Origin of the sequence: Pseudomonas sp. KB_12 (assembly GCF_052114545.1) — a bacterium.
In the GTDB taxonomy this organism is placed as follows: Bacteria; Pseudomonadota; Gammaproteobacteria; order Pseudomonadales; family Pseudomonadaceae; genus Aquipseudomonas; species Aquipseudomonas brassicacearum.
On sequence record NZ_JBFREY010000012.1, the window covers coordinates 1 to 12,523 of the forward strand.

Annotated in this window: 14 protein-coding genes; 9 read left to right on the forward strand and 5 right to left on the reverse strand. The window is 58.1% G+C overall.

Annotated elements, in window-relative coordinates; translation table 11 throughout:
- Window positions 1-294 precede the first annotated feature (294 nt).
- Window positions 295-1,494, reverse strand: coding sequence for a tyrosine--tRNA ligase (tyrS, locus tag AB4Z20_RS11890; RefSeq protein WP_253469870.1), 1,200 nt, complete (start codon window positions 1,492-1,494; stop codon window positions 295-297).
- A 212-nt stretch (window positions 1,495-1,706) separates the two neighbouring features.
- On the opposite strand from tyrS, the gene AB4Z20_RS11895 reads away from it, so the two are divergent.
- Together AB4Z20_RS11895 and AB4Z20_RS11900 are read left to right on the forward strand one after the other, a co-directional pair.
- Window positions 1,707-3,125 carry a peptidoglycan DD-metalloendopeptidase family protein gene (locus AB4Z20_RS11895; protein WP_253469873.1) on the forward strand — a complete coding sequence of 473 codons (1,419 nt, stop codon included), beginning with the start codon at window positions 1,707-1,709 and terminating at the stop codon, window positions 3,123-3,125.
- A gap of 2 nt (window positions 3,126-3,127) precedes the next feature.
- Window positions 3,128-4,219 (forward strand): anhydro-N-acetylmuramic acid kinase, encoded by a 1,092-nt coding sequence (locus tag AB4Z20_RS11900; RefSeq protein WP_442089932.1) that lies wholly within the window; start codon window positions 3,128-3,130, stop codon window positions 4,217-4,219.
- A 66-nt stretch (window positions 4,220-4,285) separates the two neighbouring features.
- On the opposite strand, the gene erpA is transcribed toward AB4Z20_RS11900, so the two are convergent.
- Both erpA and argC read right to left on the reverse strand, forming a co-directional pair.
- The gene (gene erpA / locus AB4Z20_RS11905; protein WP_003206114.1) at window positions 4,286-4,636 is read right to left on the reverse strand and encodes an iron-sulfur cluster insertion protein ErpA; all 351 of its coding nucleotides are present in this window, start codon (window positions 4,634-4,636) and stop codon (window positions 4,286-4,288) included.
- 148 nt (window positions 4,637-4,784) lie between these two features.
- Window positions 4,785-5,819 (reverse strand): N-acetyl-gamma-glutamyl-phosphate reductase, encoded by a 1,035-nt coding sequence (gene argC, locus AB4Z20_RS11910; protein WP_214509830.1) that lies wholly within the window; start codon window positions 5,817-5,819, stop codon window positions 4,785-4,787.
- A 135-nt stretch (window positions 5,820-5,954) separates the two neighbouring features.
- Here argC and hemJ point away from each other — a divergent pair, with 135 nt between their 5' ends.
- The 6 genes from hemJ (at window position 5,955) to coq7 (ending at window position 10,404) form a co-directional block, all read left to right on the forward strand.
- Window positions 5,955-6,386, forward strand: a complete 432-nt coding sequence (gene hemJ, locus AB4Z20_RS11915; RefSeq protein WP_442089934.1) for a protoporphyrinogen oxidase HemJ — start codon at window positions 5,955-5,957, stop codon at window positions 6,384-6,386.
- Window positions 6,387-6,421: 35 nt separating this feature from the next.
- A complete protein-coding gene (locus AB4Z20_RS11920; RefSeq protein ID WP_442089936.1) occupies window positions 6,422-7,390 on the forward strand; it encodes an NAD(P)H-dependent flavin oxidoreductase in 969 nt (322 codons plus the stop codon).
- A gap of 51 nt (window positions 7,391-7,441) precedes the next feature.
- Complete coding sequence (locus AB4Z20_RS11925) at window positions 7,442-8,410, forward strand: DUF805 domain-containing protein (RefSeq protein ID WP_442089938.1); 969 nt, start codon at window positions 7,442-7,444, stop codon at window positions 8,408-8,410.
- A 62-nt stretch (window positions 8,411-8,472) separates the two neighbouring features.
- Complete coding sequence (locus AB4Z20_RS11930; protein WP_442089940.1) at window positions 8,473-9,261, forward strand: SDR family NAD(P)-dependent oxidoreductase; 789 nt, start codon at window positions 8,473-8,475, stop codon at window positions 9,259-9,261.
- Window positions 9,262-9,342: 81 nt separating this feature from the next.
- Entirely contained in the window at window positions 9,343-9,681 is a 339-nt protein-coding gene (locus AB4Z20_RS11935; RefSeq protein ID WP_003206124.1) for a histidine triad nucleotide-binding protein, read from the forward strand.
- Between the two features lie 75 nt (window positions 9,682-9,756).
- Window positions 9,757-10,404 (forward strand): 2-polyprenyl-3-methyl-6-methoxy-1,4-benzoquinone monooxygenase, encoded by a 648-nt coding sequence (gene coq7, locus AB4Z20_RS11940; RefSeq protein ID WP_014340488.1) that lies wholly within the window; start codon window positions 9,757-9,759, stop codon window positions 10,402-10,404.
- Between the two features lie 114 nt (window positions 10,405-10,518).
- Here coq7 and AB4Z20_RS11945 read toward each other — a convergent pair whose 3' ends face one another.
- Window positions 10,519-10,941: an OsmC family protein gene (locus tag AB4Z20_RS11945; RefSeq protein ID WP_003206127.1), complete on the reverse strand. Its 423-nt coding sequence runs from the start codon at window positions 10,939-10,941 to the stop codon at window positions 10,519-10,521.
- Window positions 10,942-11,177: 236 nt separating this feature from the next.
- Here AB4Z20_RS11945 and crp point away from each other — a divergent pair, with 236 nt between their 5' ends.
- Window positions 11,178-11,822 carry a cAMP-activated global transcriptional regulator CRP gene (crp, locus tag AB4Z20_RS11950; RefSeq protein WP_060740379.1) on the forward strand — a complete coding sequence of 215 codons (645 nt, stop codon included), beginning with the start codon at window positions 11,178-11,180 and terminating at the stop codon, window positions 11,820-11,822.
- On the opposite strand, the gene AB4Z20_RS11955 is transcribed toward crp, so the two are convergent.
- The gene (locus tag AB4Z20_RS11955) at window positions 11,819-12,520 is read right to left on the reverse strand and encodes a lipoate--protein ligase family protein (RefSeq protein WP_253469887.1); all 702 of its coding nucleotides are present in this window, start codon (window positions 12,518-12,520) and stop codon (window positions 11,819-11,821) included. The two genes, crp and AB4Z20_RS11955, sit on opposite strands and share 4 nt — an antisense overlap.
- Window positions 12,521-12,523 lie beyond the last annotated feature (3 nt).

A 12,523-nucleotide genomic window follows, 5' to 3' on the forward strand; every position in this document is an offset into this window, starting at 1 on the left:
ACCACTTGCGACCACTTGCGCTTCCGATCTCTCGTTAGCGGGAGGCGAATTCTACAGCGTTACTCGCTGCTGTCAACACCTCTTTTTCACCGCTTTCGACCGAGAAGATCGAACCGCCGATAGAGCCAAACAACACCGCTCTACCTGCTCCTTCCGGGCTTCGATGAACTGAAGCCCAACACCTTCGAAACTTACTTAACTCATTGAATCTCAAGGAGTTTTCCGTTTCGACTGCGCCGGAAGTGGGGCGAATTATAGACTTCCAGAATCTGCCGTCAACACCTTTTTTCAGCTTTATTCGGATTTCAGCGTAATACGCGCGAAAGCCTTCTTGCCGGCCTGACATACATGAGTAGAACCCAGCACATATATATAGGTGCGATCCACAACCTCACCATCTATACGCACGCCGCCCGAACCCAGGAGATCTCGCGCCACCGCTGCGTTCTTGACCAGGCCTGCTTTATTAAGGACTGCCGCAATCGGCATATCCTCGGCAGCAGTCAACTCGATCTCCGGCAGATCATCCGGCAACTCACCGTCCTTCATGCGATTACCCGCCGCACGATGAGCATTGGCCGCAGCCTCCTCACCGTGGAAACGAGCAACAATCTCTTCGGCCAGCTTGATCTTGATGTCTCGCGGATTGGCCCCCGCCTCGACATCGGCACGGAACGCATTGATCTCATCCATGGATCGGAAGCTCAACAGCTCGAAGTAACGCCACATCAGCACATCAGGAATGGAGACCAGTTTGCTGTACATGACGCCTGGCGCTTCCTGGATACCTACGTAGTTGCCCAGCGACTTGGACATCTTCTTCACGCCATCCAGACCTTCCAGCAATGGCATGGTCAGAATGCACTGCGCCTCCTGACCATAGCCGCGCTGCAACTCACGCCCCATCAACAGGTTGAACTTCTGGTCAGTACCGCCGAGCTCAACGTCCGCGCGCAACGCGACCGAGTCATAACCCTGTACAAGCGGGTAGAGGAACTCATGAATGGCAATTGGCTGATTGGATTTATAGCGCTTGTCGAAATCATCGCGCTCGAGCATACGAGCCACGGTGTATTGAGACGTCAGGCGAATGAAATCCGCCGGCCCCATCTGATCCATCCAAGTGGAGTTGAAAGCCACTTCAGTCCTGGCCGGATCAAGAATCTTGAAAACCTGAGTCTTGTAGGTCTCGGCGTTATCGAGAACCTGCTCACGAGTCAGCGGTGGGCGCGTAGCACTCTTGCCGCTTGGATCACCGATCATCCCGGTGAAGTCACCTATAAGGAAGATGACCTGATGCCCCAGATCCTGGAACTGGCGCAGCTTATTAATAAGCACGGTATGACCCAGGTGCAGATCGGGCGCCGTCGGATCGAAGCCAGCCTTGATACGCAGCGGCTGCCCGCGCTTGAGCTTTTCGATCAGCTCGGACTCGACCAACAGTTCTTCCGCACCACGTTTGATCAGCGCTAGCTGCTCTTCAACCGACTTCATAACAGACCCGTAAGGCTCAGATTCAAAGGGCCCCAACCATACAAGATCGCGCACCAAATACAAGGTTTGCCCGGCGCGCGGACGCCAATCCACAGAACAGAGCGTTCGCGGGCTTGCTTCGCAGGGGTTTTGGTTATATTTTATACAGTTATTTCATCTTCATCATGTCATTCATCTTTTCCAATTCATCTTTTCAAAAGTCAAAATTACTTATGACCACAGAACCGTCTAAAGCGCCACCGCTTTACCCAAAGACCCACCTGCTTGCCGCAAGTGGCATCGCAGCCCTCCTTAGCCTGGCGCTCCTGGTGTTTCCCTCCAGCGATGTTGAAGCCAAAAAGACGACTCTGAGTCTTGAACTGGAAAGCCCTGCTGAACAACTGACACAAGAACAAGACGCCGCCGAAGCCGTTCAAGCCACAAACGAACCGGCCGCCTCTCCTTTTGCGCAGATTGAAAACAGCCCGCAAGACACCGCCGAGGCCGCCACCCAAGTAGAAGCGCCTGTAGCAGAAGAGAAGAAGGGACCAGACCATCGCGAAGTGATTGTTGCCAAGGGCGACACACTTTCCACCCTCTTCGAAAAGGTTGGCCTGCCCTCGACTTCGGTCCATGAAATCCTGGCCAGCGACAAGCAAGCCAAGCAGTTCACTCAACTGCAGCGCGGCCAGAAACTCGAATTCGAACTCAATCCAGACGGACAGCTGACCAACCTGCACACCAAGCTGAGCGACCTGGAAAGCATCACCCTGACCAAAAACGACAAGGGTTATGTATTTAACCGCGTCACCGCCAAACCTACCGTTCGCTCGGCCTACGTTCATGGCGTCATCAACAGCTCATTGTCCCAGTCGGCGGCTCGTGCCGGCCTTTCCCATAGCCTGACCATGGACATGGCCAGTGTATTTGGCTACGACATCGACTTCGCCCAGGACATTCGCCAGGGTGACGAATTCGACATCATCTATGAGCAAAAAGTGGTCAACGGCAAGAGCGTCGGCAACGGTCCGATTCTTTCCGCGCGCTTCACCAACCGCGGCAAGACGTACACCGCAGTGCGCTACACCAACAAACAAGGCAACAGCAGCTACTACACTGCCGACGGCAACAGCATGCGCAAGGCCTTCATCCGTACACCGGTTGATTTCGCCCGTATCAGCTCGAAGTTCTCCGCCGGTCGCAAGCATCCAATCCTGAACAAGATCCGCGCCCATAAAGGCGTCGACTACGCCGCCCCCCGTGGTACGCCAATCAAGGCTGCCGGCGACGGCAAGGTATTGCTGGCCGGACGTCGTGGCGGTTATGGCAACACCGTGATCATCCAGCACGGCAATACCTATCGCACGCTGTACGGCCATATGCAGGGCTTCGCCAAAGGCGTGAAGACCGGCGGTACTGTCAAGCAAGGGCAGGTGATCGGCTACATCGGCACTACCGGCCTGTCCACCGGCCCACACTTGCATTATGAGTTCCAGGTCAACGGCGTCCACGTCGATCCACTAGGCCAGAAACTGCCGATGGCCGATCCGATCGCCAAGGCCGAGCGCGCGCGCTTCCTGGCCCAAAGCCAGCCCCTGATGGCTCGCATGGATCAAGAGAAAGCCACCATGCTGGCCTCGAGCAAGCGTTAAGCATGGCGCTCTATATCGGTGTGATGTCCGGGACCAGCCTGGATGGCTTGGATATCGCACTGATCGAACTGACCCCGGCGATCAAACTGATCGCCACGCACTACATTCCGATGCCCGCCGTCCTGCACACCGAATTGCTCGGATTGTGCAGCAGTGGGCCCGATGAAATCGCCCGCTCCGCCATTGCCCAGCAAAGCTGGGTAAAGCTCGCTGCACAGGGTATCCATACCCTGCTCAACGAACAGAAACTCAAGCCTGAAGACATCACGGCGGTCGGCAGCCACGGCCAGACCATCCGCCATGAACCAGCCCGCGGGTTTACCGTACAGATTGGCAATCCGGCCTTGTTGAGCGAGTTGACCGGCATCGCCGTCGTCAGCGATTTCCGCAGCCGCGACGTCGCCGCCGGTGGACAAGGCGCCCCGCTGGTTCCGGCATTTCACGAAGCACTGTTCGAAGAACGAGTCGGTAATCGCGCCGTGCTGAATGTCGGCGGTTTCAGCAATCTCAGCCTGATAGAGCCAGCAAAACCAGTAGCCGGTTTCGACTGTGGCCCAGGCAACGTATTGCTCGATGCCTGGATACACCAACAACGAGGCGAGCATTTCGATCGTGACGGTCAATGGGCTGCCAGCGGGAAAGTCGAGCCAGCTCTGCTCAAGACGCTGCTCAGCGATCCCTTCTTTGTCACGAAGGGGCCGAAAAGTACCGGGCGTGAAGTATTCAACCTGCCTTGGCTGAGACAGCATTTGTCGCAGTTACCAGTCTTCACCCCGGAAGACGTGCAGGCAACGTTGCTCGAACTGACAGCCCTGACCATCGTCGAATCACTCCAACATGCCCAGTCCAATACTCAAGAGTTGCTCGTCTGTGGCGGCGGCGCGCACAACCAGGCGCTTATGAAACGCCTGGCTGACTTGCTGCCAGATACCAAAGTCAGCAGTACAGCGGTATACGGCGTAGACCCGGATTGGGTTGAAGCCATGGCCTTCGCCTGGCTTGCCCATTGTTGCCTTGAAGGTATTCCCGGCAACCGCCCAAGTGTCACCGGCGCACGCGGGCTACGCGTACTCGGCGCCATCTACCCGGCCTGAATCCAATAATGACGGACACAAAAAAGCCGCAGGGCCCTAAGGCGCTGCGGCTTTTTATTGAAGTACTCAGATCGAGAACGAAGAACCGCACCCACAGGTCGTGGTCGCGTTTGGGTTCTTGATCACGAATCGCGAGCCTTCCAGGCCTTCCTGATAATCCACCTCGGCACCTGCCAGGTACTGGAAGCTCATCGGATCGACCACCAGGCTGACCCCTTCGCGCTCGACGATGGTGTCGTCGTCGGCCACTTCTTCATCAAAAGTGAAACCGTACTGAAAACCGGAACAACCGCCGCCCGTGACAAACACGCGCAGTTTCAAACGATCATTGCCCTCTTCATCGACCAGGCTCTTCACCTTGTGCGCGGCACCGTGGGTGAATTGCAAAGCCGTGGGGGTGAAGGTTTCGACGCTCATGCTGAATATCTCCCGGCGCTTACGCCGCCATAATGCGTGATGGCAGGCATTATCCGCTTCTCCTAGAAAATCGGTCAACTATTTAGAAGAGCAGCGGCGACTACAAGCCTCAAGCTTGTAGTTGCCAACTGAAAGCGTGTAACTGCCGTTACGGCAACATCCCTGCATGGGACAGCCCCAGGCGCTCATCCAGCCCGAACAGGATGTTCATGTTCTGCACTGCCTGGCCGGACGCGCCCTTGACCAGGTTATCGATGACCGACAACACCACCACCAGATCACCGTCCTGCGGACGATGCACGGCGATCCGGCAAACGTTCGCACCGCGTACGCTGCGGGTTTCCGGATGGCTGCCTGCCGGCATTACGTCGACGAACGGCTCGTTGGCGTAACGCTTTTCAAACAACGCCTGCAGGTCCACCGAACGATCGACGACGGTCGCATAAAGAGTGGAGTGGATACCACGAATCATCGGCGTCAGGTGCGGCACGAAGGTCAGGCCGACCTCCTTGCCCGCAGCCCGGCGCAATCCCTGGCGAATTTCCGGCAGGTGACGGTGCCCCTTGACCGCGTACGCCTTCATGCTTTCCGACGTTTCGGAGTACAGCGAACCGACACTGGCGCCACGCCCGGCCCCACTGACACCGGACTTGCAGTCGGCAATCAGACGCGAAGCATCGGCAAGACCGGCCTCGAGCAGCGGCAGGAACCCCAGCTGAGTTGCCGTCGGATAGCAACCTGGCACCGCGATCAGTCGGGCCTGCTTGATTTTCTCGCGATTGACTTCCGGCAATCCATAGACTGCCTCGTCGAGCAGATCCGGCGCGCCGTGAGGTTGACCGTACCACTTGGCCCATTCATCGGCGTCCTGCAGGCGGAAGTCCGCCGACAGGTCGATGACCTTGGTCCCGGCGGCCAGCAGTTCACCCGCCAGGGCGTGGGCGACACCGTGGGGCGTGGCGAAGAACACCACATCGCAAGCGCCGAGGGTCTTGATGTCCGGAACGCTGAACGCCAGGCCGTCGTAATGACCTCGCAGGTTCGGGTACATGTCGGCGACGGCCAGGCCGGCCTCGGATCGGGAAGTGATGACCACCACCTCAGCTTGCGGATGCTGTGCCAACAGACGCAGCAGTTCGACACCGGTGTACCCCGTGCCGCCGACGATACCGACCTTGACCATAAACCTGCCCTCAACGAACCCACTGGAAAGCCGTCGATGATAGGGGCCGCAGGGCCCGGCGACAACCGCCAAGGTGACGTGCGGACGCTCTAACCTCTACTATCGGGCTACCGTGAATCCTGGGAATAACTAAAAATGCTCTATCTGTGGCTCAAAGCACTTCACATCGTCAGCATGGTCTGCTGGTTCGCCGGCCTGTTCTACCTGCCTCGCCTGTTTGTCTATCACGCCCAAAGCGAGGACAGCGTCAGCAAGGAGCGTTTCAGCGTCATGGAGCGCAAGTTGTATCGCGGCATCATGGGCCCGGCGATGATTGCCACCGTGGTATTCGGCATCTGGCTGCTCAGTCTCAATGCCGGCGCCTACTTCACCCAAGGTGGCTGGATGCACGCCAAGCTGACCCTGGTCGTGCTGCTGATCGGTTACCACCATATGTGCGGCGCCCAGGTAAAACGCTTCGCCCGTGGCGAAAACACCCGCAGCCATGTCTTTTATCGCTGGTTCAATGAAGTGCCGGTCCTGATATTGCTGGCTATCGTAATTCTGGTTGTCGTCCGACCGTTCTAATCTCCAATCAGCGTCCATTATCCGGGGTACTTGCGATGTCGTTGCCCGCTCTGCTTGAACAACGCTTGCGCCTGCCCGTCGTGGCAGCGCCAATGTTCCTGATTTCCAATCCGCAACTGGTGCTGGCCTGCTGCCGTAACGGCATCGTCGGTAGCTTTCCGGCGTTGAACCAGCGCGAAAGCAGTGGCTTCAAGGCCTGGCTGGAGGAAATCGAAGCAGGCCTGGGGACCCTGGAAAATCCGGCACCCTACGCTGTGAACCTGATCGTCCATCACAGCAACCCGCGGCTTCAAGCCGACTTGGCCATCTGCATCGAACACAAGGTGCCGATTGTCATCACCAGCCTTGGCGCGGTGAAGGAGTTGGTGGATGCCGTCCATGTTTATGGCGGACTGGTGTTCCATGACGTGACGACCCGGCGTCATGCCGAGAAAGCCGCCGAAGCCGGTGTCGATGGCTTGATCGCCGTTGCCGCCGGTGCAGGCGGACACGCCGGGACCTGGAGCCCGTTTTCATTGATTGCCGAGATCCGGCAGTTTTTTGATAAGACCTTGCTGCTTGCAGGATGCCTGAACCACGGTCATCAGATTCTGGCCGCACAATTGCTCGGCGCCGATCTGGCCTACTTCGGTACGCGCTTTATCGCTACGAGCGAAAGCCACGCCCCTGACGCTTATAAAGAGATGTTGCTCACATCCAGAGCCGCAGACATCGTGCATACTCCCGCTGTATCCGGAGTGCCGGCCAGTTTCATGCGCCAGAGCCTGGAGAACGCCGGTTTCGATCTGGCCGCTCTGCAGAACAAGGGCGAGGTGGATTTTGGCTCGAAACTCAAACCGCTGAACGATGAAGCCAAGGCCTGGAAAACCGTATGGTCCGCGGGCCAGGGCGTGGGTGAAATCAATGATTTGCCCAGCGTCGATCAGTTGGTGGCACGCCTGGATGAAGAATACCGTCAGGCACATGCCCGGGCGGCGCAGCTTGGCGGGCAATGGCCCCGCTGAAGCAACCCCAAAACAACAGTTACTTAACTTTCAGAGACAAGGATGCCGGGCATGAGCGAAACCCGTTTCAACATCGTATTCGACGGAGGCCTGATGCCGGGCGTCGATACCACCACCGCCAAACTCAACCTCGCCGAACTGTTCAAAAGCGACATCAGCGCCATTGAACGGCTGTTCACCGGTCGCAAGGTTGCCCTTAAAAGCAACCTGTCCCAGAGCGAAGCCCAGCAGTACCTGGAAGCGCTCAACAAGAGCGGAATCGACGCCCGAATCGAAGCCGAACCTGCCGCCCTCCAACTGAGCCTTGGCGAAGTACAGGAGTCGCCGCAACAGCCGGGTGGACGCCATCCAGAGTCGATCGTCGACCCCGTCTCGCCGTACGCGCCTCCCCGCGCCGAAGTGGGTGAAGCGCTCGCCGAGTACAGCACGCTAAAACCCTTCAGCTTCGATGGGCGTATCGGGCGTTTGCGCTACCTGGCCTGGACCATGGTGTTGACCCTGGCCATGCTGCCCTTGGTCGGCCTGGGCTTCTGGTTGGCCACGGCCTGGCTGCTGGCTTCCAACTCGATAGCTGCACTGATTGTCGGCGGTCTGCTCGGCGCAGCCGTTGTACTTGCCTTTGCCTTCGTGAGCATCCAGTTCAACGTCCAGCGCCTGCATGACCTCGGCTGGTCGGGGTGGTTGTGGCTGATCAACCTCGTTCCATTCGTGGGCAGCATCTTCCCGTTCATCCTGATCATCGCCCCAGGCAATACCGGTGCAAACCAGTATGGTCCGCCGCCACCGCGCAATACCACGGCAGTCAAACTGCTGGCGTCGCTTTGGCTTGTGATGATCGTCCTGATTTTCCTGGCTACCTTTGCCGGCATCTTCGGAGCCCTCCAGGAGGATTACGACAGCAGCAGCCTGAGCAGCTATGAAAGCAGCGAGTCCAGCAACGAAACCACCGAAGAACCCGCTGTCGAGGCAGCCGAGCCCGCCTCGCCTTCTGTAGACTATGAGGAAGAAGAGGAACAATAAGCGCGCTTCATGCCGGTGACAGCCCAGTCAACTGGCGGCGGGCTGTTGCGATGGAGAACTGCATGACCCGTTACGCACTGATCACTGGCGCTTCCAGCGGCATTGGCCTGGCCATGGCTGAAGCGCTGGCCCGGCGCGGCCGCAACCTGATACTGGTGGCTCGACAGCGTGATCGGCTGGAAAGTATTGCAATCGAACTGACTCAGCGGTTTGGCGTAGAGGTGTTGTTCCGGGCCTGCGACCTGGGAGAACCGCTGAGGCTTTCAGGCTTTCTGCTGGAACTGGAGGAAGGCGAGCGGCAGATTGATCTGCTGGTCAATTGTGCTGGCATCGGCACCAGCGGGCCGTTCCTGGGCCAGGACTGGATGACCGAGCAGGATCTGATCGAAGTCAACATCCTCGCCCTGACACGGCTTTGTCATGCCATCGGTAACAGCATGGCGCTGCTTGGCGGCGGCCAGATCCTCAACGTCGCCTCGACTGCCGCGTTCCGGCCCGGCCCCTGGATGAGTACCTATTACGCCAGCAAGGTCTATGTGCTGCACTTCTCCGAAGCCCTGCGGGTCGAGCTGAAGAAATGCGCGATCAAGGTTTCGGTGCTTTGCCCTGGCCCGACCCGGACCGGCTTCTTTTCCAGGGCGCAGATGGACGAACAGAAACTCATCGACAGCAAGTTGCTGATGAGCCCGGAAGAAGTGGCCCTGTACGCCGTGCGTGCACTGGACCGCAACCGCGCCATCATCATTCCCGGACGCCGCAACCGCTGGCTGGCCGCACTGCCGCGACTGGGGTCGCGATGGCTGGTACGAACCATCGCCGGCATGATCAACAAGGCTTATTGCCCGCGCTGACCCCTTCAAGTTGAATAACCAGGCGCCTCAACCGGAGCCTTCATGCCCCCGACCTCGACGAACCCAACGGAGAAAACAGCTGTGGATACTCTGTTTACCAAGATTATCAACCGGGAAATCCCGGCGAAGATCATTTACGAGGATGACCAGGTATTGGCCTTCCACGACATCGCCCCACAGGCGCCTGTACATTTCTTGGTCATACCGAAAAAACCGATTCGCACCCTCAATGACCTGGCCGAAGAAGACAAAGGCCTGGCTGGACACATTTTGTTCACTGCCCAGCGCCTGGCACTTGAATTGGGCTGTGAAGAAGGTTTTCGCGTGGTGATGAATTGCAATGAACTGGGTGGGCAAACGGTCTATCACATTCATATGCATGTGCTGGGGCAGCGCCAGATGAACTGGCCGCCGGGCTGATACCCCTGACCCAACGCAAATCTTCGGCGGTCGATTGGGTTAAACTGGCCGCTGTGATTTTTCCCGGAGGTAAGCATGACTACCCAACGTCACTACTCGCCGATTGACCGTCTGTTGCTGCAAGCTGATACCGCGATGCGCACGCTGCTGCCCTTCAGTGGCCAGCCGTACCGCCCATCACCGGCTATCGTGCAGCCAGACGCGCAACTGAGTGACGAGCAAACCCGCCACGTCGCCGGACTGATGCGCATCAACCACACCGGCGAAGTCTGTGCCCAGGCGCTGTATCAGGGCCAGGCGCTGACAGCGAAGCTACCGCAAGTGCGTGAGGCAATGGAGCATGCCGCCGAGGAAGAAATCGACCATCTGGTCTGGTGTGAACAACGGATTCGCCAGCTGGGCAGCCATACCAGCGTCCTGAACCCGCTGTTCTATGGGATGTCATTCGGGATCGGCGCCGTTGCCGGGTTGATCAGTGACAAAGTCAGCCTTGGTTTCGTTGCGGCGACCGAGCATCAAGTGTGCAAGCATTTGAATGAACACCTCGAACAACTGCCAGCCGAGGATGAAAAATCCCGGGCGATCCTTGAGCAGATGCGCGTGGATGAGGAACACCACGCCGAGAGTGCGCTTGAGGCCGGTGGCTTCCGTTTTCCGGCCCCGGTGAAGTTCGGCATGAGCCTGCTGGCCAAGGTCATGACCAAAAGCACTTATCGGATTTGACGGCAATTGGGGACTGACTAGCTCATTCCCACGGAAATTAAAAAGGCGACGTCCCCCTAGGGAAGTCGCCTTTTTTCTGTCCGAAAACTTCAATACGGCCCGTCAGCTATCGACTCAACCCAACTCGATGATTTCATAATCGTGGGTGATTTCGACCCCGGCGGCGCCAAGCATGATCGAAGCCGAGCAGTATTTCTCGGCGGACAGCTCAATGGCGCGCTTGACCTGGGCTTCCTTCAGGGCCCGCCCCTTCACCACGAAGTGCATGTGGATCTTGGTAAACACTTTGGGATCTTCAGTGGCGCGCTCTGCCTCCAGGAAAGCTTCGCAGCTTTCGACCGCCTGGCGGGATTTTTTGAGAATGCTGACCACGTCGAAGTTGCTGCAACCGCCCACGCCCAGCAGGAGCATTTCCATCGGCCGAACACCCAGGTTCCGCCCACCGGCCTCTGGCGGGCCGTCCATGACGACCACATGACCACTGCCTGACTCACCGAGGAACATGGCTTCACCAGCCCATTGGATGCGTGCCTTCATCGCCAAGACTCCACTGTTAAAAAAAGGGTCGCCAGCTTAGCACAGCGCTCCGGCATGACCGCTCTGCGTCTTAGGAGACCTGACCTACCAGCACGTAGGTAAATTCTCAAATCAATTAAGGACGCCTCTGTTAAGCTGGCCATACGCCAACTCGCTGGCGCATGGCCAGCTTTTAGCGATAGCCATTCGCGTCTATAAAAAAACCAAATCACTGCGCAGTCTTTCGGGATACAACCATGGTTGCCATTACTCCCACGTTCAAGATCAAGAATCTCGACAAACTCTTGATGCATTGCCAGCGCCGCCGCTATCCAGCCAAACACAACATCATTTGTGCGGGAGATCGTTCCGAGACGCTGTTTTTCATCATCAAGGGGTCGGTCACTATCCTCATAGAAGATGATGACGGTCGGGAAATGATCATCGCCTACCTCAATTCCGGGGATTTTTTCGGCGAGCTGGGGTTATTCGAACAGGCGGGCAAGGAACAGGAACGCAGTGCCTGGGTGCGGACCAAGATTGAATGTGAAGTTGCGGAAATCAGCTACGCAAAATTCCGAGAACTGTCCCTGCAAGACCCAGACATTCTTTACGTCCTCAGCGGACAAATCGCACAGCGCCTGCGCAATACCACCCGCAAGGTCGGCGATCTCGCATTTTTCGATGTCACCGGACGAGTCGCACGCTGCCTGTTGGAACTGTGCAAGCAGCCCGATGCCATGACCCACCCGGACGGCATGCAGATCAAGGTGACCCGCCAAGAGATTGGGCGGATTGTCGGCTGTTCGCGGGAAATGGTCGGTCGCGTTCTCAAGGATCTGGAAGAGCGCAACCTGGTCAGTGTCAAAGGCAAGACCATGGTGGTGTTCGGAACGCGTTAGGCGCCCAGCAGATTGCTCAGCAGCTCCCGGTACAAAGCGTCGAGCCGCTCCAGCGCGTGAGGCGCCGGGAATTTTTCATGCAGGGCAATATGGCTCTCAGCTCGCACTCGCTGCTCCAGGCCGCAAGCCTCATTGAAGCGATTGACTGCCGCGACCATGGACTCGCGCTCGTTCTCCAGCAAAAGCGCGCCATGAACCAGCCCCACCGGACGTTGGCCACCCTTGCTCTGGCGCCAGCGCTGAGCGGTGCCCACCATTTTCCGGCCGTCGAGGTTGACGTTGAAGCGCCCGTCACAAAAAGCCCCTTCCACCTCTCCCAGCGAAGCTACCCCGCCCAACTCGTCCAACAGCTGACAGATGGGATCGCACAACCGGCGATACCCGGTTTCGATACGTCCGTGGTCACCTTCACTGCGCGGTGGTGCGTAGACCAAGGCGATATTGACCGTAGCGGCTGACTGCGGCACCGGTTCGCCGCCCGTTTCGCGCAACAGCACCGGCCAACCGTTGGCGGCCGATACTTCACAGGCGTGTTCAAACCCTGGCAGGCGACTCAAGCGACGCGGCATAACCAGCGCACGGTCGTTGGGCTGCCAGAACAGCAGGCCGAACTCGGCGTCGCCCGCGCAGATGCTGGCCAACAGATCCTGTTCGGCTTGCAGACCAGCTTCGACGGTGAGGGAAATCACAGGCGACATGGA

What these genes read in the sequence shown, in the direction of transcription:
- AB4Z20_RS11925 (WP_442089938.1), top strand. Translation starts at nt 7,442, where the DNA reads ATGAGCGAAACCCGTTTCAACATCGTATTCGACGGAGGCCTGATGCCG.
- tyrS (WP_253469870.1), bottom strand. Translation starts at nt 1,494, where the DNA reads ATGAAGTCGGTTGAAGAGCAGCTAGCGCTGATCAAACGTGGTGCGGAA.
- argC (WP_214509830.1), bottom strand. Translation starts at nt 5,819, where the DNA reads ATGGTCAAGGTCGGTATCGTCGGCGGCACGGGGTACACCGGTGTCGAA.
- erpA (WP_003206114.1), bottom strand. Translation starts at nt 4,636, where the DNA reads ATGAGCGTCGAAACCTTCACCCCCACGGCTTTGCAATTCACCCACGGT.
- AB4Z20_RS11955 (WP_253469887.1), bottom strand. Translation starts at nt 12,520, where the DNA reads ATGTCGCCTGTGATTTCCCTCACCGTCGAAGCTGGTCTGCAAGCCGAA.
- AB4Z20_RS11930 (WP_442089940.1), top strand. Translation starts at nt 8,473, where the DNA reads ATGACCCGTTACGCACTGATCACTGGCGCTTCCAGCGGCATTGGCCTG.
- hemJ (WP_442089934.1), top strand. Translation starts at nt 5,955, where the DNA reads ATGCTCTATCTGTGGCTCAAAGCACTTCACATCGTCAGCATGGTCTGC.
- AB4Z20_RS11945 (WP_003206127.1), bottom strand. Translation starts at nt 10,941, where the DNA reads ATGAAGGCACGCATCCAATGGGCTGGTGAAGCCATGTTCCTCGGTGAG.
- crp (WP_060740379.1), top strand. Translation starts at nt 11,178, where the DNA reads ATGGTTGCCATTACTCCCACGTTCAAGATCAAGAATCTCGACAAACTC.
- AB4Z20_RS11920 (WP_442089936.1), top strand. Translation starts at nt 6,422, where the DNA reads ATGTCGTTGCCCGCTCTGCTTGAACAACGCTTGCGCCTGCCCGTCGTG.
- AB4Z20_RS11900 (WP_442089932.1), top strand. Translation starts at nt 3,128, where the DNA reads ATGGCGCTCTATATCGGTGTGATGTCCGGGACCAGCCTGGATGGCTTG.
- coq7 (WP_014340488.1), top strand. Translation starts at nt 9,757, where the DNA reads ATGACTACCCAACGTCACTACTCGCCGATTGACCGTCTGTTGCTGCAA.
- AB4Z20_RS11895 (WP_253469873.1), top strand. Translation starts at nt 1,707, where the DNA reads ATGACCACAGAACCGTCTAAAGCGCCACCGCTTTACCCAAAGACCCAC.